The sequence below is a fragment of the Bacillus sp. DB-2 genome, from assembly GCF_003315125.1.
Taxonomy (GTDB): Bacteria; Bacillota; Bacilli; order Bacillales; family Bacillaceae_G; genus Bacillus_A; species Bacillus_A mycoides.
This window is the reverse complement of the sequence record NZ_QNRN01000005.1, coordinates 296,254-322,332: the sequence shown is the minus strand read 5'-3', so window position 1 is coordinate 322,332 and position 26,079 is coordinate 296,254. Positions and strand designations below refer to the sequence as shown.

Sequence of the window (26,079 nt, the reverse complement as noted above, 5' to 3'; positions counted from 1 at the left end):
ACTCATATATAATAGAAAAAGATACTTAACATAGTGAATAATTAAAGAGTCAATGTATATAAAGAGGAGAGAATAACATGCTTGAAAATACGGGGTTAGTATTAGAAGGCGGCGGTATGCGTGGTGTATATACGGGCGGGATATTAGAATATTTTATGGAACAAGATTTATATTTTCCATATGTAATTGGTGTATCAGCTGGTGCTTGTCATGCAGCGTCGTATCTTTCCAGACAAAGAAATAGAAATAAAACAGTAAATATTGATTATGCATCACATCCGCAGTATTTATCGTATAAAAACTTGTGGAAAAAACGTCAGCTATTTGATATGGAATTCATTTTTCATGAAATTCCAGAAAAGCATGTACCGTTTGATTTTGAAACATACTTTAATAGTCCAGAGCGTTTCCTTGTAGGAACAACTGATTGTGAAACAGGACAGTCTGTTTATTTTGAAAAAGAGGGAACGAATGATGATGCACTAAATTTATTGCAAGCATCTAGTTCATTACCTTTCATTGCACCGGCAGTGAACTACCGAGGTAAGCAATTGTTAGATGGCGGGATTTCAGATCCGATTCCAGTTCGTAAAGCACAGGAAGATGGATTTGAAAAATCAGTCGTTATTTTGACGAGAAATCATGGTTACGCGAAGAAAAAATCAAAATTTGGTTGGATTGCAGCAAAGGCTTATAAGAAGTATCCAAACCTTGTAAATACGATGCTGAATCGTTATGAAGTGTATAATGAAACACTTCACTACATTGAAAAAGAAGAGCAAGCTGGTAATTTATTTGTTATTCGCCCAGAAGTGCCGCTTCAAGTAGATCGTATGGAAAAGGATACGGCTAAATTACAAAGTTTATATGAGCAAGGCTATGAAGATGCAAAGAGACAATTTGCAGATTTACAGGCGTTTTTGCAAAAATAATAATTAGGCTGTGGAGAAGGAGTTCTCTGCAGCCTTTTTTATTATTGGTTTCAATACCGAATGTTGGTTATATACATTTTGGGATTATGGTATAATATGGATAAAAGTATGTAGAGAGGTGATACATATGGAAAATGTATATAAAGGGCTTAGACATACTGGATTTACAATGTTGCTTATTTTTGGTGGCGTATTTCTACTACGCTGGTTCATTCATGATGAAATGTTATTAGATCAGCTTATTGGTTTTAGTATAGGAATGGTAATGGTTATTTCATCAGTGTTCATTCAAAAGTATAGTAAAGAATTGCAGGTAAATGAGAAATATTAAAGGTTTCTAACCTCTTTTAAGTAGTTTGGTCGTAGAGGAGGCTTTCATATGACTTTTTTATTTGCGGTATATTTTGTTTTTATTATGACATTGTTAATTACATTTCTTCTTTCTAAAAGATCATTTGAGAAGCCTTTTATTAAATATATACCAGCGTTCATATTGTTTATTTTGGCTTTCATTTCTTCTATTATTTTTATATTTAATAACGGAATGGGAGAGCTTATGATAGCAAACTTCTTAGGTGTTACAGCAATAGCGAACGGTCTTTTGCTTTTTGCGTTGAAAGTAGTTCGTGTGATTGTTGCAAAAGGAAAGTAGCGCATCGGAATTCGATGCGCTACTTTTTTATTTACGCTTCTTTTTAATAAATGAAAAGGCTAAAGCTGCAATTAAAATACTGCCTTTAATGATATCTTGCGCATAATAAGGAACGTTCATCATTGTAAGGCCGTTTAATATGATTCCAATTAATACGGAACCAAGAAATGTTCCGATGACATTTGGTTTCTTAGCACCGAACATTGCATAACCGATATAGGCAGCTGCAACTGCATCCATTAATAATGGGGCGCCAGCTGAAACTTGTCCTGTTCCAACGCGGCTACATAGAATAATACCGCCAATAGAGGCAAGTAAACCGCTAATCATATAAGCATATACACGGTAACGATCAGTAGGAATACCAGCTAGTCTAGCAGCTTCTCGATTCCCACCTGTCATATAAAAGAAACGACCGTACGTTGTTTTTTCTAAAAATACATATGCAATTAAAACGACGATAAGCATGATAATGACAGGGACTGGAATTCCTAACACAGAACCTTGACCGATAAATAAAAAGGATGGAATAAAATGTCCTTTGGCACCAGACATTCCTTCATAAATAGAAGATCCTTTTGAAAATGTTAAGTGTAGTCCATTCACGATATACATGATACTTAATGTAGCTAGTAAATCTGGTAGTTTAATGCGGATAACGAGTAGTGCATTTAATAATCCAACTAATAGTCCACAAAGAATAGGAATAAGGAGTGTGACTATTAGTTCTTGTCGATATAAAACGAGACAAGAAGCCGCGGTAATTGTGGCTAAACTAGCGGTAGAGCCGACTGATAAATCAAATCCATCTACAATTAATGTAAAGGTAACGCCAATTGCGAGTAACGTTACAATAGAAATAGAACGTAAAATATCACTAATATTGTTGTATGTTAAAAAAGAATCGTTGGCGATAGAGAAGAAAATTGTAACACCTATAATGATAGCAATCGTACTAAATTGATAAAAAAGATGAGTAGGTAAATATAGTTTCTTAGTTTTTGTTTTATGAACGAGATTCAATGGAATAACTCCCTTCAGATAAATGTAAAAGCTGTTCAGGAGATAGTTCGTCTGGTAAGTATTCACCTACAAATTCTCCGTTTGCGAGTATAAGAATGCGATCAGCGATATGTAGTGCTTCATCTTGTTCTCCTGTGAAGTAAATTACGGAACTTCCGCCATCTGTAATGTTACGAATGAATTGAAAAATGTCTTGTTTTGCAGCTATGTCTACACCTTTAGTTGGCTCGTCCAAAAGAAATAGATTCGGTTTGAATCCATGCCACTTTGCAATGGAGACTTTTTGCTGGTTTCCACCGCTAAGTGAATGAATAAATGCTTTTGGGTCATTGGGTGAAATGCTGAAAGAAGAAATTGCTGTAGTAGCATTATTTAATTCGGTTTGCTTTCGTCTCCAACCTGATTGGTGTAAATTAGTGTGGCTTATAATATCTTCCGAAAGAAATACGCCTTGTTTTCTTCTTTCCTCTGGTACAAGTGCGATCTTTGCTTTAATCGCATCTCGCGGTGTTTTAATTGTTATTGTTTGACCATCTATTTCTGCGTGATAAGTATGATGAGTACCAAATAACGTTTCAGCAAGTGTTGTTTTGCCACTGCCAATTAATCCGTATATCACAACAGTTTCACCTTTCCGTACGGTGAGAGAAAGAGGAGAATGGTCTTTGTGTAATGGAAGTTCTTGTACTTTAAATAATTCTTCGTTCCCTCGTTTTGGCGCTGTATTAATAGGAAGTGTAAGTTGTTTTCCAGTCATCGCTTCCACAATTTGTTGATCTGTAACCTTTGTAATCGCTTCAGAAATTGCAACTTTACCGTTATGTAATATGGTTACATCATCCGCGAAATTTCGAATCTCTGATAAACGATGAGAAATTAAGATGATGCCAATTCCTTTCAATGTTAAATCTTTTAATAGTTGCCCGAAGGTTTCAACTTCTTTCGGTCCAAGAGAAGAAGTAGGCTCATCTAATAAAAGATAATTTGTATTGTTGGATAAAGCTCTTGCGATAAGAAGTAATTGTTTTTCATGTAATGAGCAGTTTGAAACATCTTCCGAAACATTTAAATCAGCCTGTACAGTTTGCAAATGTTGTTTAGCGAGTGAGACTAATTTTGACTTTGAAAATAGTACTTTATTTTGCATTGCTAAATGATCGATTAGTACATTTTCTAATACAGATAATCCAGGAATAAGTCCGTGATCCACTTCTTGTGTTACGAAAGAAATACCATGCTTTTTTGCATCACGTGGTGAAGTAAAGGAAATAGACTGATTATCAATTTTTATATTCCCAGCAACGGGTTGAATTTCACCAGTTGCTATTTTTAGTAAAGTACTTTTTCCTGCACCATTCATTCCTAGTAAAGCGTGAACTTTTCCTTTTTGTATGTTAATAGAAACATTTTCTAGTACAGGGGTAGAGATGTGATAAGAATGTGTAATGTTTTGAAGAGAGAATGTCATCATTTTTTCTCCTTCTCTAATTTTTTCATCCAAGGTGAATATGCATCTTTCGAGTCTCCCCAACCGTTTATATGTTTTGATAATTGATCCATCGTTATATTTTCTTGTGGCAAACTATTTTTCTTTACTAAATAAGGTTCTAGTGAATAAATATCTGGCGTTTGTTCACCAGCGATTTTCTTGTATAAGAAACGCACTTGAACTTTACCGACTTCAGCTGGATCGGTTGCAGCCGTAGCAGTCCAAGGTGAATTTTCTTTTTGCATGAGTTGTAAATCTTCATTACTTAAGTCAATGCTGTATACTTTTATATCTGTACGACCAGCTTGTTCGAGTGCTTTGACGGCCCCTTTAGCAAACTCATCCCACGAAGCGAAAATAGCTTGTAAATCACCTTTTTTCGGATATTTTTTTAGTAAAGCCTCTACTTGTGTTTGCGTATCAAGTGGTGTGTTATTACTAGCGGTACCAAAGCGTGCAACTTCTTTTATATTTGGATAACGTTTATAAAAAGCATCAATGATAACATTGCGACGTTCCATTGGAGCAAATCCGCCAACCCATACGACGGCGATATTCCCTTGTCCATTCAGATCTTCCGCTAACGTTTTTAATGATTTCCATGCAAGAATATAGTCATCTTGATCAATAATCGTTACGCCTGGTAAGCGTAGGTCGTTATCAAATGCAACTACAGGGATATTCGCTTGTAATGCTTTTTCTACTCCGGGTTTTAGTGCTTCAGAGCGACCGTGATCAATTAAAATACCATCAACTTTTGAATTAATAGCAGTATCTAGATTTGCTGCCATTTTTGCTAAATCATTATCAGAATTGTAGACTTGCACACTGCCGCCGAATAGCTCAACTTGTTTTTTGACACCCTCAATATATTGAGAGGAAAAAGTTCCGATGGACATTTGCATAATTAATGCGATTTTTAATGGGTTTTTTACTTGGCTTGGAATTTCTGTTTGTAAATGATTTGCTGCTGTAGTAGCTTCTTTCTTCACCGTTTGTTGCTTTTGTGAAGAGATAGCATCTTGTTCATTTGTGCAAGCTGTTAATGCGAGTAAGAGAATAATGAGTACGGTGGAACATAATTTTTTCATAAAAAAATCCCTCCTAAATTAAGAAAAGAGAGGAGGGAGTGAAAATAAAAACGTCTTTTCATATAGAAAAGACGTCTTATCATATTACTCTTATCTTTCAACACAATGTGTTGTAAGAATTAGCACCGTGCCCATAAATGGGTCGGTTGCCGGGCTTCGTAGGGCTCATCCCTCCACCTGCTCTTGATAAGACATCGAATATTTAACTATTTCGAATTATTCCATAAGTGTATGCTGTTGTCAAATGTTTTTTTGTAAATAAAAAATCCCTCACAACGAGGGATTTTAATGTGGTAAGAAAACTAATTGATAAGCGAACAAGATCCCGAATAAATACACAAGTGGGTGAACAGCACGGAATTGTCCTTTTGCCACTTTCATAAGTGGGTATGAAATAAATCCAAGTGCAATACCTGTTGAGATACTTGATGTAAGTGGCATGCTTAAGATTACTAAAAATGCTGGGAATGCTTCATCGAATGTATCCCAATCGATGTGGCGAACTGAGCCCATCATAAGACTACCAACGATAATTAGTGATGGTGCTGTAATAGCTGAAACGCCAGAAACAGCGCTCACTAACGGTCCGAAGAATGCTGCTAATGCAAATAGAACAGCTACTGTAACAGTTGTTAAACCAGTACGACCACCAGCTGCAACACCAGCAGATGATTCAATGTAAGCTGTTGATGGTGTTGTTCCGAACATAGCTCCAATTGTTGCTGAGAATGAGTCAGATAGAAGAGCTCGTCCTGCTTTTGGAAGCTTTCCATCTTTCATAAATCCACCTTGTTGTGCAACGCCAAGTAGTGTACCTGTTGTATCGAATAGTGTAACAAGGAAGAATGAGAACACAACGCCGTATAATCCGTAGTTAATTACATCAGATACAGCAGTAATTGGATTTGAAACGATAATTCCTTCTGGTAATCCAGGCATTGATGTAACGCCGCTTGAAAATGTTAATTGACCTGTGAAGTAAGCGATAATACCAGTTAATAACATTCCGATAAATAGTGCCCCGTTTATATTTAAAGACATAAGGATAATTGTAATTCCAAGGCCAGCTAATGCTAGTAGAACTGGAGCAGAGTGAAGATCGCCAAGCCCAACTAAGTTTGCATCATTTTTTGTAACAATTCCCGTTAAGCGCAAACCGATAAAAGCAATAAAAAGACCGATACCAGCAGTAAGTGCATGTTTTAAGTTCTCAGGAATTACTTCCATTAATTTCGTACGGAAAGATGTGAATGATAACAAAATTAAAATCATACCTGCTACGAATACAGCAGAGAATGCAATCGCGAAAGTCATGCCTTCATGAGCTTTTACAACAGAGTAAGAGAAGTAAGCATTTAATCCCATACCTGGTGCAATTGCGATTGGTAAGTTTGTAAAGATTGCCATAAATAATGTTCCGACAACAGCGGCGATAATAGTAGCTGTAAATGCTTGTTCAAACGGAACACCTGCATCCCCAAGGATGACAGGGTTTACGACAATGATATATGCCATTGTTAAAAAGGTAATAATACCTGCCATAATTTCAGTTTTAATAGAAGTTTTATGTTTTGAAAGGTTAAACATATAAACATCCTTTCTTTTTACGAATAATTTTCACAACAGTTATATATAATATTCGTTTTTTAACTATTTTGCAATAGTTTTGCATAAAAACTTTAGAACAACTCATATTTTATGTCGTAAATTCGAATATTAATCGTAAAACTGTGTGTGAATTTCGGTTTTTTAATGTGTAAGTAGTTTTTTTTATTGTGCGCATTATAAGGGGAAAGGAGTTGAAGGAAGTTATGCCGCAGCAAAAAAACTTTTTAACAATGCCAGCACAACATCAAAATAAACAACCTGGTATTGAATCGTTAATGAATCCTCTTCCAAAGTTTGAAGATCCAAATTATAAAGGAAGTGAAAAGTTAAAAGGAAAGAATGTATTAATTACAGGAGGAGATAGTGGGATTGGAAGAGCTGTTTCTATCGCTTTTGCAAAAGAGGGAGCAAATATTGCGATTGCTTATTTAGATGAGGACGAAGATGCAGCTGAGACGAAACAACTTGTGGAAAAAGAAGGCGTGAATTGTGTATTATTGCCGGGAGATTTGAGTAATGAACAACATTGTAAAGAGATTGTAGAAGAGACCGCCCAGCAGCTAGGGGGGCTAAATGTTCTTGTGAATAACGTCGCACAGCAATATCCGCAGCAAGGACTAGAGTATATTACAGCGGAACAGCTAGAAAAAACGTTCCGTATTAATATTTTTTCTTATTTTCATGTTACAAAAGCAGCACTCTCTCATTTAAAGCAAGGGGATGTAATTATAAACACGGCATCTATCGTTGCGTATGAAGGAAATGAAACGTTGATCGACTATTCTGCAACGAAAGGAGCAATTGTCGCTTTTACAAGATCGTTATCTCAGTCGTTAGTACAAAAAGGAATTCGTGTAAATGGTGTTGCACCAGGCCCAATTTGGACACCGCTTATTCCATCCAGTTTTGATGAGAAAAAAGTGTCACAGTTTGGGAGCAATGTTCCTATGCAAAGGCCTGGTCAGCCGTATGAATTAGCGCCTGCATATGTATATTTAGCGTCTAGTGATTCGGCATATGTAACGGGACAGATGATGCATGTAAATGGTGGAGTAATTGTGAATGGATAGTTTTCATTTATAAGAGCAAAGTAAAGCTAATTGCATTTATCCCGCTATTTGCGGGCAGTAAAATTCCACCTCAAAATTCAGGTGGAGCACAGAAGTTAGGTGGGAGATTAACTGCCCGTAAAAGCCCGATTGGTGAAGGCTAATAATCAGTGGGGGATGAACAAAACCCCCACTGATTAAAGTTTCACTTTATCCCGCTATTTGCGGGCAGTAAGATTCCTACCTCAAAATTCGGTGAATGCAAGGAAGTTAGGTGGGAGATACCTGCCCGTAAATGCCCGATTGGTGAAGGCTAATATTCAGTAGGGGATGGACAAACCCTCCCACCGAGTAAAGTTTCACTTTATTATGATGTTAGTGCTAGGGAGGATTTAGATGAAGAAAGTATGGTTTATCGTAATCCTATTTTTCTGCCTGCCAGCTAGCGTTTTTGCTAATACAGATCATTTAATATTAGTTAACCTTACGACGAATCAGCTGTCTTTTTTTGAAGATGGAAACTATACTAAGACATTTCCGATAACGACAGGAAGAGACAGGACCCCGACGCCTGAGGGTAATTTTTGTATTATAACTAAATATAAAAATAAAGAATACCATCGTAAAAAAATAGCTGGGGGTGCTCCGAATAACCCTCTCGGTACGAGGTGGTTAGGTCTAGATAAAAAGGAATATGCAATTCATGGAACAAATCGGGAATGGACGATTGGAAGCAGGGAGTCGAATGGTTGTATTCGCATGCACGATCGGGACATACAATGGTTATACGACCGGGTACAATTGCAGACGAAAGTAATTATTTCTCGTTTTCATACGAGTCCCGAATATGAAGCATATAAGCTAGGTTATCGTGTTGTGAGCTGGAATGGTCGTAAAGTAGAAGAAGAACAAATTGGAATGCTTACGTTAGTAGATCGTGTAAATATATATTGGCAAGAACCAAATGGACAATTGACGAAAGTAAAAACAGTATTGCCAAATGAAAGATACACAGTGTATTCCAAACGAAAAGATGGAATCTATTATATAGGAAACAATTTGTATATTGTAGATGAAACAGGAGAAAAAATTCGTTATGAACAATTACCTTATTCGATTTTAAGTAACCTATATAAACGGAAATATAATGTCCCGTAATAGCTACCGTAAATAGACGGTAGCTTATTTGTGATGAAGTTTAGTTGGTTTTAATGATTTCATACCAATCGAGCGCCTGTAAATAGTGAGATGAAAAAATTGAAACAGCAACTATTATGTTTTTCTGAATATAATACAGTACAGACTGGGGGGCGGTCACATTATGAAAAGTGAATTTGCATTTAAAATTTTCTTAATCACGACTTGTTTATTTATCGTGTATTTATATGCGTTACTCGTCTTTTCCTTTTATGTTCCATATATTGATTTAATATTGTTCGTCGGATTTATTTGGGCATTTGTTAAAGCGAGGGAAGGGGAGAAGAGTGTATATCGACGCATTACTTTATGCGGGACGGTCCTTCTCGTTATTTTGTACTTTTTTATGATGCATGATGTTTGGAGAGGAATGTAAAAAAGCATACGACTAATCGTATGCTTTTACGTTTAATATTTCGGTTTAAATGTATGACAACACGTTTCTACACTCGTTGTTACAGAACTTTCAAGCGTCTCGTTTGTTAAAGTAGCGTTTGTATATGAACTGTTTTCAATTTGACCTGCTTCTTGTGCATCAGGTTGAACAACGATTGCACTTGCTTGACAAAGGTTACCTTGTCCCCAAAATGAACAATTGGAAACAGAGCATTTCACTTCTGGCATAAAACCCCCTCCTTATACATTAGTGTGGGAGTTTACACGCATTTCATGTATAGAAGGAGTTTCCTTTTCTTATTATTTTTTCGTTTGCTCAAGCCACTCTTTTAATTTGTCTTCCGGTTGTTCGCCGCTAATACGGCTCACTTCTTTACCATCTTTAAAATGAATGATTGTTGGAGTTCCTTTAATTTTATATTCATCCCAAGGAGCATCTAATTTTTCAATATCCATAACTTTCATATCAACATTCAAGTCTTTAGCCATTGGTACTACGATAGGAGATAGCTTTTGACAATGAACGCAAGATGTTTGATAAAAGTATACTGTTTCTTCTTTTTTCTCTTTTAAATTCTTTTGGAGATCTGAAAGAGAGATTTTATTTGTATAGTAGTCAGGGCCATTTGTCTTACTATCGGTAGCATTATCAATTTTTTGGCTTGTTGAAGCATTTTTTTCTTCCATTTGTGTTACAGCGAAAATTGCTGCAAACAAGGCGATAATAATACCGCCAAATATAAGCATTTTTTTCATTCTTTCATCTCCTTATTTGTTTTTAATTACGATGAAGCTACAAACAGCGATTGTGATAAAGCCGATAAGTGCTAAAAACGGGATTGTCACAAAGCCGAACCAGTTTATGTATTCTCCCGTACAAGGTACGCGGCCGCAAGCTGCCCCAGCAGCTGAAAATGCTGCGATTTTTTGAATTGCATAGTGATATAAAGAAATACAAGCACCAATACTTGCGATTGGTAAAGAATAACTTGCAATGCGATAGTCTTTCTTTACTACAGCGATACCGAGCCATAAAACAAATGGATACATAAAAATACGTTGATACCAACAAAGGACACAAGGCTCAAATTTCATAATTTCGGAAAAGTATAGACTTCCTAATGTAGCAATAAACGAAGCTCCCCATGCAGTAAGTAAAGCATATTCTTGCTTTTTTTCTCGTCCCATATTTTATACCTCACTTATAATAGTTACATACTAAATTATAGTATGAAGTAGTAGGGAAAAGAAAGAAAAAATATGTTTATCAATAAAAGTTTTATGAAGAGAAACATTTATTGATATGAACATTTTAAAAAGCGCCATTCTCATAAAGAGAATAGCGCTATATTTTACATTTGAATTTGCTCTACTTCTTCTACATGTGACTTTTGGGATGCGTGGTCAATATATTGAAATAGGAGCTGCAATTGTTTATCAACTTCTGGTAGTTCTTTACTGTATTGATAAGCGTGTAAAAAATGCTCAATACGCTTAGAAAATAATTGATCGTTCGTTTGAACCATGAGAACGAGTAATTTATCCCAATTACAGCAATACGTGTAATAGAGAGCTTTATCATAGTCGTTATATGTTTGCACTGTGTACCCTCCTTACCGAGGAGTTATATATAGTGTGTGACAAGTAAGGAGAAATACACTTGAAAGAATTTGTTAAGAAAAAAGGTGAATGAAAAGAGAAAAACGAGGGATTTCCTCGTTTTTATGCTTTTGGCATTGGCGTAGGTGTTGGCTTGCCATAGCCTTCTTTGTATTTATTGTCGATATAGTTACGAATTTCGAGCGTTGATTTTCCTTTTTGTTTCATGGAAGCCGATTCAACCGCGATTTCTAGGCAGTTGACACAAGTTGTTGCATGGGAATCCCAAACAACTTCACCATTCTTTTTGATTTCACGAATAAAGCAATTTTTATTATTTTTATGTCCTACACTTTCACCACAACCGCAGTAACAAGGAATCCAATCCAATAATTCAGCATTTTGTCCAGCGACAGTGTAGATGTCTTTCATTTGTGGATCAAGCTTGTCTAGAAAGGTAGGGAGTGTGTCGACTCCTTTTGTCTTTTCTTGAATGTCAGCTTGCTGAGTGTGCGTGGCATGATCATGTTCTTCTTTTGATTCAGAAGATTTTTTGTCATTTGTACTAGTACTCCCGCATCCAGCAAGAATTAGGCTCAGTACTGCAAGTAAAGAAAATACATACTTTTTCATTCGCTTGTCCCCTTTACAAATGTATTAACCAAATTGTATCAAATATCATGGTGTGTCGGGTGAAGATTTTTTCGACTGATTTTTGAAGCGCCATCGTAGTGAATGGAATAGAAATAAAATTGGGATATAAGCGTATACAATATATAAACCAGCTTGAGACAGTACTGTATTTAATGTATTAATACTTTCACGGTTTGTGAAAAATAAGGATGAAATAAATATAGCTGCAATAAAAAATGGAAGTGTAATTTTAAATGGTACGTGAAAAGACCTTTTACTAATGCAACAAGAAGACCAAATTGTTAAACAAAGATTAGGTAAAATAATAAGATACCATATGAAAATAATGATGTACTCAAACCTTTGGATAAAAGGAATCTTTATAATTTTTAGCATTGTTAATGTTGGCCAAATTGTATGATGTAGTTGTCCTTGGCTATAGTACATAAGGGAAACGATGGCTAGTATTACGTATAGAATTGTTGTAAAAGCAATACCACCATGCGCCCATTTATTTAATGATTTTTCTTTTTTTATAAATGGATAAAAAACAAGAATTGCTTCAAATCCAAGAAATTCTAATGCAGATGATTTCGCTGCAGTTAGAATTTCTAAAGGTGAATGAGTTAGAATTGGGAGGATGTTACGGACATGCGCGTATTTCATTGGGAAAACTAAGAAAAATAGGACGAAAATCGGTATTACGACGCCCCAAAAACACATTCCTGTTACAGAGCGAAAACCACCTTTAATTACGTAGTAAGTCACAAGTAAAAATAATAAAGTTAATTTCCACGGTTTAATTGTAGGGAAGACCCAAACTTGAATGACTTCAATATATGTACGAAGGACAGTAAGGCAAAATAATAGAAGGTATGCAGCAAAGCATACGGACAAAAATGTTCCAATCCACTTTCCGAAACATGTCGTATGAATATTCATTAAATCATTATCTTTTTCTAACATTTTAAGCATGCAAAATAGCACGATATGAGTTGCAATGCCCGCAACAATAAGAGAAATCCAAGAATCATAACCGGCATATTGCGCAATAATCCTTTGGTAACCTAACACACCTACTCCAATTTGAAGGGAGTGTAATAGAAGAAATGTGAAATAAGGGGAAACAGTATGTGTTTTATCTTGTCCAGCCATTACAGCACCTCACTATTCTCCGATACCAGATTGTACGACATTAATTTTCACATTAACTGCAACGTCTACGCTAGGATACATTTCTTGAATTTGTTTCATGCTCCATTTTCTTGAGTGACTACGAATTTCTTCACGTATACCGATTGGATCGATTTCTTTTTCTTGGAATTGTTTTATTAATTCGTTTAAATGTTTTTCAAGTGTCTTTTCTACATGTTTTTTTACGTAAGTTACATTTTCGCTCTTTGATAAATCAAGCCAGTCAGGGGCATTTTTTATAAGTCCATTTAATTTCAGTTGAATGTGAACTTTCGGAATGTCACCGGCTTCGGAAAGAGAACAAACACTATTTCCAGATAAGTTTTGGGTTGCGATTAAGCCTTTATGTTTACCTTGACGTATCGGAACTTCGTAACGTCCATTGTTAGTTGGATTAATGAGTAATTTAAATAAAAAAGATCCTGTTTTATCTGTATACATAGCTACTTTATCCTTTTTTAAAAAAGCGAGTCCTTTAATGGAAGCAGACTTGTCTTCTGCAACTTGAATGTAAGGAAGAAATGGATCGCAGCCAGATGAATAAAAATCATATAGAAAAATATTTAAGGCCATCCGAGGGATTGTCTCCGTTTCTATATTTTGCTCCAATAAATCAGATAGATATAGCGATCCATTTGTTTTGACATGTTTAAGTAATTCTTCTGTTGAACCGTCTACAAGCGCTAGCTGCACATCTCGGCCAATGTTAGGGTCACGTTGTAAGTTGTTAATAATATCTCCGATTCCACGTTCACCGAATGATTTTCCAAATAGGACAACGCGCATTTGACCTACAGCAATCGTATGTGGTGATTTTGCGTTTAGAAGTGAAGAGATTGTTTCAATGGTACCAGCAGTAGTGGATTGAGTTTCTGGTTTTGATTGCACTCCTTTTGTGTAATCTGGATAGAGAATCGTCCCACGAAATTTCTTCTCTTTCGTTATATCGAATCCACCCACATGAATAATCCGCTGTGTATCTACTATGTTAGGTTGTGTACAGCCAGATAGAAAAATTAAAATGATAATGGAAAAGCGTAATAAAATATTTTTCATTTTTCCTCACCGTCGCGTTTTTCTTCCGCTTGGTTTGGATCATAGCGCCATTTCTTCTTTGGTCTTAGAAAAGAAGCCCGTCCTGCAGTTTGACTAAATGGAAGACGAAGGAGCCCTTCAGCTGTACCTAACCCGCGAAATGGATATAAAGGTAATAAATAAGGTGATCCAAGTGATTTTAAGCGAATTAAATGAGCTAATATGAATACAAATCCGACGATTAGCCCTACACCTCCAAATGCTCCAGCTAAAATGATGAGGGGAAATCGTAATATCCGGATAGTGGAAGACATTTTTACTGTTGGTGTTGTAAAAGAAGCAAGCGCAGATAACGCAACCGCAATTAATAAAATAGTACTCGTTAAAGCAGCCTCAACAGATGCTTGGCCAATGACAATCCCCCCAACAATACCAATCGTTTGACCAACTTTAGTCGGTAAACGAGCTCCAGCCTCGCGCAGTAATTCGATTGTAATTTCTAAAAAAAGTGCCTCCAAAACAGGTGGGAATGGTACATTGGCTCGGGAATAAATAATTGGTCCAAGTAAATCTGCGGGAATCATTTGATAGTGATACGTTAATACAGCTGTATAAATAGCTGATGAAAATAGGGAGAATGCTGCTCCGAAAAAACGAACCAATCTAAGAAATGAGCCTGCTATCCATGGTAAATAATAATCTTCTGGAGATACGAAGAAATCGAGTAATGTCGCCGGTCCAGCTAATGCGTATGGTGAACCATCTGTTAAAATGACAACACCGCCATTAATGAGTGCATAAACAGAACGATCTAAGCGCTCTGTAGGTAGTAAAACAGGGAAGGGAGAGTTACTATTATCGCTAATAAATTGTTCGATCATAGTCGCATCGAAAGGAACATCAAAGTCAATGCCCTGTAGGCGCTGCATCGCAGTATTGACGTGCTGATCATTTGTAATGCCTTCGATGTAAGCAACTATGACCTTTGTTTTTGATATAGAGCCAACTACAACTTCTTTGAAAATTAATTGCTCCGTTATAATACTTCGGCGAAGTAAGTGTGTATTTGTATCAATATTTTCAACGAATCCGACTTTGGGACCGATTACACTATATTCATTTTCTGTATCGTTATATAATCGTGTACCTAAAGCTAAACTTTCAGCGCGAAGAAGTGCATATTCGGCTGCTTTGGAATTAACTTTTAGCTGCAAAAGTACATATCCACCTAACAGTTTTTCACGGATATCATCAATAGAAGGATTGGTGATAATCTCCTCAAGTGTGACGATATTTGCTATGTCACTTATATTTTGAATGTGATCTAATTCTTTTTTGATAGGTGTTAAAATGAATCGATTAATAATAAGTGATTCTACTGTAGATTTATAATAAAACAAACATAATGTCCCATCGGCTACTACGTTATAAGAAACGAAATCACTAGATTCTTTCATCGTGTGGATAAACTCGGGAATGGAACAGATTGTTTTTTTATTCTTTTTAGATGTTGAACGAAACATTTTCTCACCCCTGACATGCACCATTTACTTGTGTTAGTTTTTGGGAAAGACGGGAATTTATACTTGAAAACTGAAAGTTCATAAAGTGAAAATTTAATCAGTGGGATTTTATTCATTCCCCACTGATTATTAGCCCGCACCAATCGGGCTTTTACGGGCAGCCCGACTCCCACCTAACCTCTTTGCTCCAGCAGAATTTTGAGGTGGGAGTTTTACTGCCCACAAATAGCGGGATAAAGAAAAGGAAGAGTATTGAATATCTCTTCCTTTTTGGCAGGCTAATTTGTTTTCTTTTCTTTAATAGACTTCACTAATTTAATCATCTCTGCTCGTATATCTTCTTTTTTAACATTTAATTTTTCCGCAATTTGTTTAATATCCATCCCATCTTTTTTCATTTTTAGTACATCGTCAAGAGGGGTATTACTTTTTTGAGAGATGATTGTTAACACCGCGAGCTGACGTAAGCCGATGTTATACTCTTTCATTTTTTGTTTTAGCTGATCAGGTGTAGATTTGTGCATGTTTGCTAATTCTTGCAGTAGTGCTTTTTTCGTTTCTTTATTCATATGATGTTTTTTCAATTTACTTGGGTCTACACCGAAATGCTCGGCTGTTTTCTCCCAAGATTTATTTTGCTTATAGTAAGCTAAAACGTCCTTAATTTCTTTTTTACTTATTTTTGCAATGTGGGCAGCTTTCCAAATTTCATGTTTATTATAGCCGAGTTTTTCGAGCGACTGCATTTCTTCTTCTGAAATAGGCTTATGATGGTGCATTGTTACTTCTTTTGGCTTGGCAGCGGAAGCAGAAGCGGGAAAGGCAGATATCCCGCACAATAATGCTGCCATAGTCATACTTACTGCGATTTTCTTGTACATATAAACTCCTCCTAGATGGGTAATGTGGAAAACTTACACATATCATTTCCATAAAATGTGAAAAACTTGTGAACAAGTTAAGTTTTTTTATTCACAGTATAAAAAGAAGTTTTTCATGGTTTTCCAACATAAAACATTGATTAATAGTGAAAAACTAGGTTATAATCGAAATTGAAAATCAATATCAATGACGGATTTATACATATAGATAAAAATAAGGGAGAGAAAAATATGACTACATATACTTCCATCGCAAACGTTATTAAAGAAAGACGTTCTGTTCGTACATTTACAGATAAAGCAGTAGAAAAAGAATTATTAATTGAACTATTAAACGACGCAACATGGGCACCGAATCATAAACACCGTGAACCATGGAATTGTAAATTATACATTGGAGAAGGCCGTCAGAAATTAGTAGACGCAGTATTAAACTCTTTCACAGAAGAAGAAAGAGCGAAACGCGGCAAGATTTTATCTGATCGTTTCTTAAGCACACCTGCACAAATCGTTGTTTACATTAATGAAGATCCGCGTCAAATTCAACGTGACGAAGATTACGCTGCAACATGTGCATTTATGCAAAACTTCCAATTACTTGCTTGGGAACGCGGCTTAGGGTGCGTTTGGAAATCAGGTGGATTAAACTACAATCCACTATTTATAGAAGGAATCGGTTTAACAAGAGGTCAACGCGTCATTGGAATTCTTCATATCGGCTATTTCGATAAAGCACCAGAAGGAAAAGCTCGTACGCCGATTACGGAGAAGATGGAGATTATTGAAGGTTAATTAGAAAGAGGCATTCTCGTTTTTTAAGAGGGTGTCTTTTTATTATGCAATCAATCCTCATGAAAGCTTGTTCCTCATCATACACTTTCTTAAGGGAAAGTGTAAGGAGGGAAAATAATGAGAGCAAGTGAAGATAAAGCGCTGCAATATGCGATTGCGGAAATTACGGAAATTGCGACTGGATTTGGGCTTGATTTTTATCCGATGCGTTATGAAGTATGTCCAGCGGAAATTATTTATACATTTGGTGCATATGGGATGCCGACGAGGTTTTCACATTGGAGTTTTGGAAAGCAATTTTTCAGAATGAAATTACAATACGATTTAGGACTTAGTAAAATTTATGAACTCGTTATTAACTCTGATCCATGTTACGCCTTTTTATTAGATACGAATTCTTTAATTCAAAATAAACTAATCGTGGCGCACGTTTTAGCGCACTGTGACTTCTTCAAAAATAATGTTCGTTTTTCTAATACGAAACGTGATATGGTGGAGAGCATGTCAGCAACAGCTGAACGTGTAAAAGCATATGAGCATAAGTACGGAAAAGAAGAGGTAGAAACGTTCTTGGATGCAGTACTTGCCATTCAAGAACATATTGACCCGTCACTTATGCGCCCGAAACTTGCATGGAGTATTGAAGATTTAGAAGAGGATGTAGAAAAGAAAAAGATATCACAGTACGATGATTTATGGAATTTAGATGATCGAAACAAAAAGAGAGAACGACCTAATATGCATAAAAAGAAGAAAATCCCTCCGCAACCAGAAAAAGATTTACTACTCTTTATTGAAGAATACAGCCGTGAGCTAGAAGAGTGGCAGCGCGACATATTAACGATGATGCGCGAGGAAATGTTATATTTCTGGCCACAGCTTGAAACGAAGATCATGAATGAAGGCTGGGCTTCGTACTGGCATCAACGTATACTTCGTGAAATGGACTTAACATCTGGTGAAGCAATTGAATTTGCGAAATTAAATGCAGGTGTCGTACAGCCATCAAAAACAAGTATTAATCCATACTACCTCGGTATTAAAATGTTTGAAGATATTGAAGAACGCTATAACAACCCGACAGAAGAAATGAAGCGGCGCGGTGTGAAGCCAGGTTCTGGTCGTGAGAAAATGTTTGAAGTACGAGAAATTGAATGGGACGTATCGTTCCTAAGAAACTACTTAAATAAAGAACTCGTAATGAGAGAAGATATGTACTTATTCCAGCGCCAAGGTAAAGAATATAAAGTAATTGATAAAGAGTGGGAACATGTACGCGATCAACTCGTAAATATGCGCACAAATGGAGGTTTCCCGTACTTAGTAGTAGAAGATGGAGACTACTTAAAGAATGGGGAATTGTACATTAAACATAGCTATGAAGGAATTGAGTTAGATTTAAAATACTTAGAAAAGGTATTACCTTATCTGCATCAGCTATGGGGAAGAACAGTGCATATGGAGTCGATGGTGGAGAGTAAGGGTGTTGTATTTTCTTATGATGGGAAGATGGTGCATCGGAAGTATGTGTGATGAAAAGAACGGACATAGAATTTCTTGTCCGTTCTTTTTATTTTGAAAATGGTAAATATGCTATTCTTGAAGAGAGGGATTTACATAGAGAAATGGAGCGATTCAAATGAGCAAAGTAGGGGTATGTAAGGTGGATATTACACCACCCTTAGGTATTGATTTTATCGGATATCATAGAGATACAGGAATTAATAATATTGAAGAGCGTATTTACGGGACGGTCTTTGTGTTTGAAAAAGATGAAATGAAGACTGCGTTTATAAGCATTGATAATATCGGGATGTTAGTAGAAGATACGAATATTATTCGTGAACGAGTAGCGAGTGAGCTTCATGTACCAGTTGAGCGAATAACAGTTGTTTATACACATACACACTCTGGTCCGGAAACGGTTGGTAATCATCCTTTAATAAAGTCGTATAAAACGATTTTACTAAATAATGTAGTGCAAGGTGCTGTTATTGCAAATACCAACATGACGCCATGTGAAGTTGGGTGGGATGTTACGACAGGTGATATTGGAGTAAACCGAAGAGAGAGGACACCTGATGGAAAAGCAAAGATGGGAACAAATATAGAGGGCATTGTAGATAAACGAATTGGCTTGTTGGCAATAAGAAATGCTGAAACGAAGGAGCTATCTGGTATTGTAGTATTTTGTACTGCGCATCCGAATGTTTTAAAAGGTGATAGCGATGTATTATCAGCGGATTATCCTGGAATGACGAGGGAGATTCTTGAGAGGATCGTAAACTGTCCTGTTATTATTGTGCAAGGAGCTGCTGGTAATGTAAATGCGAAGTATCGCGGTTCAAGGGAAGCATTAAAGAAAATGGCTTACACACTTAGTGGACATGTATTAACGATGTTGCCAATAGTTACATATAGCCCAATTGTAAATTTAAGAACAGTTTCGAGTACGATGCAAATGAAGTTGAAAGATATTCCTGAAATGAATGAAATACGAAAAATGGCTCAATTGGTGGAGAAGCAGTGGGGTGTGAACACGGATGAATGGCTTACTCACGTTTTAGAGAAATATAAGCAAGGTATTCGGCAGTTACGTGTGGATTTAGAAGTTCAACTGTTTCAAATTAATGATGGTATATTCTCTGGTATACCGATGGAACCTTTTTCAGAGACTGCGTTAGAAATGAAAGAGAGTCTTCAAAATGACCTAGCTTTTTTGTGTGGATATACGAATGGATATATTGGCTATTTACCGACAAAGGAAGAGTATGCATATGGTGGATATGAAGTGGAATTAAGTTCTATTGTGTATGGAATGGTTACAAATTTGTTGATGCCGTCAGAGGAGAATACGGCAGAGTTGATTGTGCAGAAGGTTACTTGTTTATGTAATAAAGTGAAGCTTTAGTGAGACAGATTTTTGAACGCAGAGTAAAGAATATGACTCATTGTTTGATTTTGTTAAGTCAATGTAATTAATAATGATAATCATTATTAATTACATTGACTTCTGAAAAAAGAAAAACTAGAATTTATAAAGGGATCTTCAATTGTTCGCTATCATTTGTATAGGAGGTAAGTTATGTTGGATAGCTTTATTTCTATAAGATGTAGGTTGGCTCTTTATAGTTTTGGTGTTCTTTTTATCTTTTTTTGTACAGTATTTTTGGTGAATCAGAAGGTGTATGCAGAAGATGTACCGTGGACATCAGTTTCAAATGAGGGAGAAAGGGTGCTTTTTCAAGAACAATTTTTGCGTATTAAGGATGGAGAAAAGGAGGATCTCATTTCACCTCCTTTTGTAGGTCGTAAACACCTTGGAGAAGATTGGGGATATTTATTAAGAGACAGTAACTTTAAATATTCATCTAATATCCTTACACATTCTATAATAGGAAGAGATGATCGAATTAGAGTTACTGATACAACTTTGTATCCTTATAGGACTATAGTGCACCTAGTAATTCAATTTAATGGACAAGAGGTTTATGGGTGTACAGGAGCGATGGTCAGTAAAGATACAGTGCTTACAGCAGGGCACTGTGTTTACGATAAAAAGCTTGGTGGATGGGCAAAAAATGTTATTGCGACGCCTGGTCGAAATGGAAATCAGGCACCCTATCTACCTTTTAGTTGGAAAAAGCTCTATTCAGTAAGTGGATGGACTGATGACGGAAATTCAGAATTTGATTATGGAGCTATTAAATTAGATGGATCTCCTGGAGATTATACGGGATGGTTAGGGTATAGAACCACTAATGTAGAATCACCAAAAGGTTTACTCGCGGTAGTTCCGGGGTATCCATGTGATAAAGTAGGAAATGAAAAATATACTATGTGGACAGATTATGGGCCAATTGAAGGTACTAGTCCTAGAATTTTAACATATAGGATGGACACTTATGGGTGTCAAAGTGGAGCGCCTGTATATCATGACTATTCTCGTACGGGTGTAACAATAATAGCTACCCATACAGTAGGAAGTAATTCTTGGAATTCTGGAAATCGGGTGACAGACGATGTTTTTAATAATCTTAAAAAATGGTCTGAATAAATATAGTAAACTTATATGGATTTTAGTTTGTGTATTAGTCACTATTGTTACATCCGTTTATATAGAAAATTATAAAATGAAATGTAGTAAGGTTGTTAATTCTGTAACTTTTTACGTGAAAAATAAAGAAAAACAGCCAATAAAAGATTTTGAAATTATACTTATGAAAGACGAATCACCTCAGCCGAGTAAAGAAATTGGAATTTCAATAGGGAGAACGGATGAGGAAGGAAAAGTTATTTGGAAGAATGTGAGAACGGGAAAATATATCGTATTTTTGCCAAATAACGAGGCGCAGAAGGTTAAGATTAATGATAGAGATGAGACGAAAATAGTAAATATATCATTGTAAAAAACGAATCCATTTTGAAAAAGAATAATCAAAGTGGATTCGTTTTTTATATGGAGTTTTTATTTACCAAACAGGTCGTATGTTTGATGATAATTTCCCTGTATTTTCTTTAGTAACGAATGTTGTTAGATCTTCTTTAAGCATTTGCATTCGTTCTGCACCTATGTTTTCAATCCATCGTTGTTCTATTTCAGCTACTATTTCTTCTTTTGCTTTCAATACTGACAAACCACGTTCGGTTAAAACAATGATTTTACCTCTTTTATCAGTAGGATGCGTTTGGCGCGTGACATAACCACTGTTCTCTAGAGAATCTACCATTTTACTTACAGCTTGTTTAGAAACTCCTAAATATTCGGCTAGTTCTATACCGGTTGCTCCATTAGGAAGGATGCGTTTGAACATAAAACCGTGCGCTGGTCTAATATCTTCAAATCCCAATTCACTTAATCTGTCATGTAGTTCAGTAATTAATGTGCTGAAGGATAAGGATAAAAGTGATGTCAGGTCTAATTCGTTAAATGTTTGCTTCATGTATATGGCCTCCTTACTTATAGTCAAACAAATTGACTATAAGTAAAATCTATTGTACTATACGGAATATAGTCAATCAAATTGACTACATAATAGTGATAGAGCACAAATGATTTATCTAAATAGAAGCAATGGAGGTTTCACATGGTTAATATCGTTAAAATTAGAGGGAGTGTATTTGCACCGTATGCTTTGCTGAAACCTATTCAGGATCCTGCGACGGGAAGAGTGTTTGAATATGCCGGAGATGCACGTGAATTTACACCATACGCTGTGAACACAAAGCGTTCAAGATTAGAACAAGAAGTGGTTGTTGATTTTTATAAAAGAGAAATTTTCACATATGCAGATGCTTGTATCGTTACTGTGAAAATTACAAATCCAGATGGCTCAATTGAGTATCAAAAAGGAGAAACAAGTACAGAAAACATTGCATGTACAAATATTGTATGGAGTGAAGATGAAGTTTCATTTGAAATGAGAGCAAGTGCAAGTAATCCGTTAAACGCGGCAGCACCTGCAGCTGATTATTTTTTGACTATACGAGTTAATGAAAGTGGTACTGTGCATGTTGAAGGTTTACATGATGGTTTTCCTTGCTATGAATTTTATAAACAAATCGACTTTGGTTCATTTGAATTAATATATACACATGATTTCAGAAAAACGGATGATACCCCAGCAGCACTAGCTGGAGAAATGGAATATAGCTTTAAAACGAAAATCTAGATATAAATATAGCGCTATTTTTTAGAAGGAAGTAGCAAACGTAAAAGAGAAAGCTATTGGTTCTAGGATTGAAATTGTGGTCTATTTTATTCAATAGCATGCAGTATATAAAATTAGAATTATAGGGGTGTTTCTTATGACGAATATCGTTAAAATAAGAGCCAGTGTATTTATTCCAATGTCTTGGACAGAACCGCGGAAGGATGCACAAACAGGGAAAGTAATCCAGTTTGAAGGTGATTCACGTGAATTTACACCACATGCGGTAAATACTATGCGCTCTAGAGTTGAGCAAGAGGTAGTAGTGGACTTTTATAAAGAAGAAGTATTTTCATATGCAAACACGGGTATTACGACAGAGAAGGTCACAAATCCAGATGGTTCTGTGAATAAAAGAACAGGAAAAGCGAGTACTGAAAATATTGTGTGTACGGATATTTCATGGAATTCTGATGGTGTGCAATTCAAAATGAGTGCAAGCGCTAGTAATCCGTTAAATGTGTATGCCCCTCCTGTGGACTATTTATTAACTGTATGTGTGAACAAGGATGGTAGTATCGATATTCAAGGAGAACATGATGGATTCCCTTGTTTCGAATTTTATAAGCAAGTAGATTTCGGTTCATTTGAACAAATTTATACACATGATTTTAGAGAAACTGGTGATACACCTGAAGCGTTAGGTGGAGAAATGGATTATAGTTTTACAAAGAGGTTATAGGAAGTATGACAATGGAACGATGGATTAATTCATTCGTAAATAAAATGAATTAGTTGGACTACAATGCAGTGTAGTTACTAAATGCAAAAGCCAATGAAATCAGTGGCTTTTGCATTTTTACTATAGAAGGTTTCAAAATGAAACTACTTTACAATATACCCTAAAGGGTATATGATATTATACAAAGTTACAAAGTAATGTATAATATAGTTATAATTACGGAGGTGATCTACAGTGGAATATAATCAAGATATGAAAAATAGATTGAAACGTATTGAAGGTCAAGTTCGTGGTGTGCTTCGCATGATGGAAGAGGGAAAAGATTGCCGAGATGTTATTACACAGTTAACTGCATCCCGTTCTGCACTTGATCGTACAATTGGACTCGTTGTTGGAACAAATTTAGAGCAATGTTTACGTGAGCAGTTTGAGACAGGCAATGGCTCAAATGAAGAGTTAATTAAAGAAGCTGTTCAATTGCTTGTAAAAAGCAGATAATCTGTCAAACGTATGTGTTGACAGATTTTCAAAAACATTTTATTATACCCCTACAGGTATATGTATGCTAATTAGGGAGGAAATGATTATGAGTATAAAAGTTGATATGAATTTAGACTGTAAAGGCTTGGCTTGCCCGATGCCAATTGTGAAGACAAAAAAGGCGATGGAAGGCTTGGCATCAGGGCAAGTTATTGAAATAGAGGCGACAGATAAAGGTTCTATGCTAGATATTCAAAGTTGGTCAAGTAAAGTAGGGCATCAATATATCGGAACGAAACAAGAGGGAGATATATTAAAGCATTATGTACGAAAATCCCATAAACATGAAGTAAATGAAGTTGTGAAGTATCCTCATACAATTACGAATGGGGAATTGCAAGATCTATTATTAAGTGGTGAAGAGTGTATTGTAGTAGATGTTCGTGAAGCGGCGGAATTTGCCTTTGGTCATATTCCATCTGCCATTTCGGTTCCATTAGGTGAAATAGATAGTGCTATGTTAGACAGTGCGAAACCAATTTATGTTGTTTGCCGAACTGGTAACCGTAGTGATGTAGCTTGCCAAGTGTTGAAAGAGAGAGGTTTTTCAAACGTGAAAAATGTCATTCCAGGTATGTTAGAGTGGCAAGGAAATATAGAAAAATAAAATTTTTTAAATATAAATATACCTCAGGGGGTAATTGAATGGGTGTTAAACTGTTACAAGCAAAAGATGTCGCAGAGAAAGTTTTATTCGGAGAATTGTTTATTTTAGATGTTCGTAATGAAACGGACTATGAAGATTGGAAAATTGAAGGGAAACAAGTTTCTTCTATAAATAAACCGTATTTTGACTTATTAGATGGTGTAGATCATATTGTAGATGAATTGCCGAGGGAGAAAGAAATTTTAGTCGTATGTGCGAAAGAAGGTTCTTCGCAGTTTGTCGCAGAGCAATTGTTACATGCTGGATTCAATGATGTTTATTATTTAGCTGGTGGGATGAAAGCTTGGAGTGAATATGTAAAGCCGTTAAAAGTAGGAGATGTACAGGGTGGAGGAAGTATATATCAATTTAACCGTCTTGGAAAAGGCTGCTTATCTTATATGGTTGTTTCAAATGGTGAAGCAGCAGTCATTGATGCGGTGAGAACGATTGAGGCGTACGTAGATTTTGCAAAAGAGCACGGAGCTACTATTACTAACGTAATGGATACACATCTACATGCAGATCATATTTCAGGTGGCCGTAAATTAGCTGGAAAAGTAGGCGGTACGTATTGGTTACCTCCAAAAGATGCGGGGGAAGTTGTTTTCTCTTACGAACCGCTAATAGAAGGTACTGTTATTACGGTAGGGGGTACCCTAATTAATATTGATGCACTATACTCACCAGGGCATACGATTGGAAGTACATCATTTATTATCGATGAGACTTATTTATTATCAGGTGATATTTTATTTGTAGATTCAATCGGGCGTCCAGATCTTGCTGGGAAGGCGGAAGACTGGGTAGGCGATTTACGAAATACTTTATATACACGTTATAAGGAATTATCTCAAGATTTAATTGTTTTACCAGCTCATTATTCAAAAATAAGTGAAATGGACGACAGAGGCATTGTGAGTGCGCATTTACAAGATTTATTTAAGGAGAATGTAGGGTTAAATATTGTTGATGAGGGAGAGTTTCGTAAAACTGTGACAGAGAACTTACCGCCTCAGCCGAATGCTTATGAAGAAATTCGTCAAACGAATATGGGTAAGATTTATCCGAGTGTGGAAGAAGAGCGTGAAATGGAGATTGGCCCAAATCGTTGTGCAGTTCATGATTCATTATAAAATAACAAACTGGAGGAATAGATGATGAATGTAAAACAAGTATTAGATGCGAAGGGTTTAGCATGTCCAATGCCGATTGTAAGAACGAAGAGAGCGATGGATGCTTTACAATCTGGAGAAGTGTTAGAAGTACATGTAACGGATAAAGGATCAGTAAAAGATATTCCAGCATGGTCAAAAACAGGCGGTCATGAAATAGTAAAGCATAATATAGAAGACGATGTGCTGAAGTTTTGGATTAAGAAGGCGTAGTGAAGAACTAGTTTTGTA

General features: G+C 36.1%; 31 protein-coding genes and 1 riboswitch. Of the genes, 17 read left to right on the top strand and 14 right to left on the bottom strand.

What is annotated here, in order from left to right; genetic code table 11:
• The first annotated feature begins 77 nt into the window (after positions 1–77).
• From DET63_RS11265 to DET63_RS11255, 3 genes are all read left to right on the top strand, one after another.
• Positions 78–932: a patatin-like phospholipase family protein gene (locus tag DET63_RS11265; protein WP_044444609.1), complete on the top strand. Its 855-nt coding sequence runs from the start codon at positions 78–80 to the stop codon at positions 930–932.
• A 127-nt stretch (positions 933–1,059) separates the two neighbouring features.
• Positions 1,060–1,263, top strand: coding sequence for a hypothetical protein (locus tag DET63_RS11260; protein ID WP_000432819.1), 204 nt, complete (start codon positions 1,060–1,062; stop codon positions 1,261–1,263).
• A 48-nt stretch (positions 1,264–1,311) separates the two neighbouring features.
• Entirely contained in the window at positions 1,312–1,584 is a 273-nt protein-coding gene (locus tag DET63_RS11255) for a sugar ABC transporter ATPase (protein ID WP_113936760.1), read from the top strand.
• A 27-nt stretch (positions 1,585–1,611) separates the two neighbouring features.
• Here the strand turns inward: DET63_RS11255 and DET63_RS11250 are convergent, their stop codons facing one another.
• From DET63_RS11250 to DET63_RS11235, 4 genes are all read right to left on the bottom strand, one after another.
• Positions 1,612–2,607 carry an ABC transporter permease gene (locus tag DET63_RS11250; protein WP_113936759.1) on the bottom strand — a complete coding sequence of 332 codons (996 nt, stop codon included), beginning with the start codon at positions 2,605–2,607 and terminating at the stop codon, positions 1,612–1,614.
• Complete coding sequence (locus tag DET63_RS11245; protein ID WP_113936783.1) at positions 2,591–4,078, bottom strand: sugar ABC transporter ATP-binding protein; 1,488 nt, start codon at positions 4,076–4,078, stop codon at positions 2,591–2,593. Before DET63_RS11245 ends, DET63_RS11250 begins: the two co-directional genes overlap by 17 nt.
• On the bottom strand, positions 4,075–5,187 hold the full coding sequence (locus tag DET63_RS11240; RefSeq protein WP_113936758.1) for a sugar ABC transporter substrate-binding protein: 1,113 nt from the start codon (positions 5,185–5,187) through the stop codon (positions 4,075–4,077). The genes DET63_RS11245 and DET63_RS11240 overlap by 4 nt, the downstream gene beginning before the upstream one ends.
• A gap of 87 nt (positions 5,188–5,274) precedes the next feature.
• Positions 5,275–5,380: riboswitch (SAM riboswitch) on the bottom strand.
• Between the two features lie 92 nt (positions 5,381–5,472).
• Positions 5,473–6,774 (bottom strand): NCS2 family permease, encoded by a 1,302-nt coding sequence (locus DET63_RS11235; protein WP_002029878.1) that lies wholly within the window; start codon positions 6,772–6,774, stop codon positions 5,473–5,475.
• Positions 6,775–6,998: 224 nt separating this feature from the next.
• On the opposite strand from DET63_RS11235, the gene DET63_RS11230 reads away from it, so the two are divergent.
• The 3 genes from DET63_RS11230 (at position 6,999) to DET63_RS11215 (ending at position 9,417) form a co-directional block, all read left to right on the top strand.
• Positions 6,999–7,865: an SDR family oxidoreductase gene (locus DET63_RS11230; protein WP_113936782.1), complete on the top strand. Its 867-nt coding sequence runs from the start codon at positions 6,999–7,001 to the stop codon at positions 7,863–7,865.
• 375 nt (positions 7,866–8,240) lie between these two features.
• A complete protein-coding gene (locus tag DET63_RS11220; protein ID WP_113936757.1) occupies positions 8,241–9,002 on the top strand; it encodes a L,D-transpeptidase in 762 nt (253 codons plus the stop codon).
• A gap of 163 nt (positions 9,003–9,165) precedes the next feature.
• A complete protein-coding gene (locus DET63_RS11215; RefSeq protein WP_002029881.1) occupies positions 9,166–9,417 on the top strand; it encodes a hypothetical protein in 252 nt (83 codons plus the stop codon).
• A 32-nt stretch (positions 9,418–9,449) separates the two neighbouring features.
• Here the strand turns inward: DET63_RS11215 and DET63_RS11210 are convergent, their stop codons facing one another.
• The 9 genes from DET63_RS11210 to DET63_RS11170 form a co-directional block, all read right to left on the bottom strand.
• Entirely contained in the window at positions 9,450–9,665 is a 216-nt protein-coding gene (locus DET63_RS11210; protein WP_002029883.1) for a DUF1540 domain-containing protein, read from the bottom strand.
• 72 nt (positions 9,666–9,737) lie between these two features.
• Positions 9,738–10,193: a thioredoxin family protein gene (locus DET63_RS11205; protein WP_016093295.1), complete on the bottom strand. Its 456-nt coding sequence runs from the start codon at positions 10,191–10,193 to the stop codon at positions 9,738–9,740.
• 12 nt (positions 10,194–10,205) lie between these two features.
• The gene (locus DET63_RS11200) at positions 10,206–10,625 is read right to left on the bottom strand and encodes a disulfide formation protein C (RefSeq protein WP_000532269.1); all 420 of its coding nucleotides are present in this window, start codon (positions 10,623–10,625) and stop codon (positions 10,206–10,208) included.
• 164 nt (positions 10,626–10,789) lie between these two features.
• Positions 10,790–11,038: a YhdB family protein gene (locus DET63_RS11195; RefSeq protein WP_001195459.1), complete on the bottom strand. Its 249-nt coding sequence runs from the start codon at positions 11,036–11,038 to the stop codon at positions 10,790–10,792.
• Positions 11,039–11,159: 121 nt separating this feature from the next.
• On the bottom strand, positions 11,160–11,669 hold the full coding sequence (locus DET63_RS11190; RefSeq protein WP_002134510.1) for a PCYCGC domain-containing protein: 510 nt from the start codon (positions 11,667–11,669) through the stop codon (positions 11,160–11,162).
• A 45-nt stretch (positions 11,670–11,714) separates the two neighbouring features.
• The gene (locus DET63_RS11185) at positions 11,715–12,824 is read right to left on the bottom strand and encodes a GerAB/ArcD/ProY family transporter (RefSeq protein WP_113936756.1); all 1,110 of its coding nucleotides are present in this window, start codon (positions 12,822–12,824) and stop codon (positions 11,715–11,717) included.
• A 12-nt stretch (positions 12,825–12,836) separates the two neighbouring features.
• Positions 12,837–13,919 (bottom strand): spore germination protein GerYC, encoded by a 1,083-nt coding sequence (gene gerYC / locus DET63_RS11180; protein ID WP_113936755.1) that lies wholly within the window; start codon positions 13,917–13,919, stop codon positions 12,837–12,839.
• Positions 13,916–15,421: a spore germination protein gene (locus DET63_RS11175; RefSeq protein ID WP_113936754.1), complete on the bottom strand. Its 1,506-nt coding sequence runs from the start codon at positions 15,419–15,421 to the stop codon at positions 13,916–13,918. The genes gerYC and DET63_RS11175 overlap by 4 nt, the downstream gene beginning before the upstream one ends.
• A gap of 278 nt (positions 15,422–15,699) precedes the next feature.
• Entirely contained in the window at positions 15,700–16,302 is a 603-nt protein-coding gene (locus tag DET63_RS11170; RefSeq protein ID WP_113936753.1) for a hypothetical protein, read from the bottom strand.
• A gap of 231 nt (positions 16,303–16,533) precedes the next feature.
• Here DET63_RS11170 and DET63_RS11165 point away from each other — a divergent pair, with 231 nt between their 5' ends.
• From DET63_RS11165 to DET63_RS11145, 5 genes are all read left to right on the top strand, one after another.
• Positions 16,534–17,094, top strand: a complete 561-nt coding sequence (locus tag DET63_RS11165; protein ID WP_113936752.1) for a nitroreductase family protein — start codon at positions 16,534–16,536, stop codon at positions 17,092–17,094.
• A gap of 117 nt (positions 17,095–17,211) precedes the next feature.
• Complete coding sequence (spoVR, locus tag DET63_RS11160; RefSeq protein WP_113936751.1) at positions 17,212–18,627, top strand: stage V sporulation protein SpoVR; 1,416 nt, start codon at positions 17,212–17,214, stop codon at positions 18,625–18,627.
• 106 nt (positions 18,628–18,733) lie between these two features.
• A complete protein-coding gene (locus DET63_RS11155) occupies positions 18,734–20,005 on the top strand; it encodes a neutral/alkaline non-lysosomal ceramidase N-terminal domain-containing protein (RefSeq protein ID WP_113936750.1) in 1,272 nt (423 codons plus the stop codon).
• Between the two features lie 174 nt (positions 20,006–20,179).
• A complete protein-coding gene (locus DET63_RS11150; RefSeq protein WP_113936749.1) occupies positions 20,180–21,151 on the top strand; it encodes a trypsin-like serine peptidase in 972 nt (323 codons plus the stop codon).
• The gene (locus DET63_RS11145) at positions 21,117–21,503 is read left to right on the top strand and encodes a DUF2606 family protein (RefSeq protein WP_113936748.1); all 387 of its coding nucleotides are present in this window, start codon (positions 21,117–21,119) and stop codon (positions 21,501–21,503) included. The genes DET63_RS11150 and DET63_RS11145 overlap by 35 nt, the downstream gene beginning before the upstream one ends.
• Positions 21,504–21,566: 63 nt before the next feature.
• On the opposite strand, the gene DET63_RS11140 is transcribed toward DET63_RS11145, so the two are convergent.
• On the bottom strand, positions 21,567–22,037 hold the full coding sequence (locus DET63_RS11140) for a MarR family winged helix-turn-helix transcriptional regulator (protein ID WP_113936747.1): 471 nt from the start codon (positions 22,035–22,037) through the stop codon (positions 21,567–21,569).
• 144 nt (positions 22,038–22,181) lie between these two features.
• Here DET63_RS11140 and DET63_RS11135 point away from each other — a divergent pair, with 144 nt between their 5' ends.
• The 6 genes from DET63_RS11135 (at position 22,182) to DET63_RS11110 (ending at position 26,061) form a co-directional block, all read left to right on the top strand.
• Complete coding sequence (locus DET63_RS11135) at positions 22,182–22,766, top strand: DUF3238 domain-containing protein (protein ID WP_002140455.1); 585 nt, start codon at positions 22,182–22,184, stop codon at positions 22,764–22,766.
• Positions 22,767–22,902: 136 nt separating this feature from the next.
• Entirely contained in the window at positions 22,903–23,487 is a 585-nt protein-coding gene (locus DET63_RS11130) for a DUF3238 domain-containing protein (RefSeq protein ID WP_002140456.1), read from the top strand.
• A 234-nt stretch (positions 23,488–23,721) separates the two neighbouring features.
• A complete protein-coding gene (locus DET63_RS11125) occupies positions 23,722–23,985 on the top strand; it encodes a metal-sensitive transcriptional regulator (RefSeq protein WP_000456201.1) in 264 nt (87 codons plus the stop codon).
• 88 nt (positions 23,986–24,073) lie between these two features.
• The gene (locus DET63_RS11120) at positions 24,074–24,634 is read left to right on the top strand and encodes a sulfurtransferase TusA family protein (protein WP_113936746.1); all 561 of its coding nucleotides are present in this window, start codon (positions 24,074–24,076) and stop codon (positions 24,632–24,634) included.
• 38 nt (positions 24,635–24,672) lie between these two features.
• Positions 24,673–25,809 (top strand): MBL fold metallo-hydrolase, encoded by a 1,137-nt coding sequence (locus tag DET63_RS11115; protein WP_113936745.1) that lies wholly within the window; start codon positions 24,673–24,675, stop codon positions 25,807–25,809.
• A 21-nt stretch (positions 25,810–25,830) separates the two neighbouring features.
• A complete protein-coding gene (locus DET63_RS11110; RefSeq protein WP_002134528.1) occupies positions 25,831–26,061 on the top strand; it encodes a sulfurtransferase TusA family protein in 231 nt (76 codons plus the stop codon).
• Positions 26,062–26,079 lie beyond the last annotated feature (18 nt).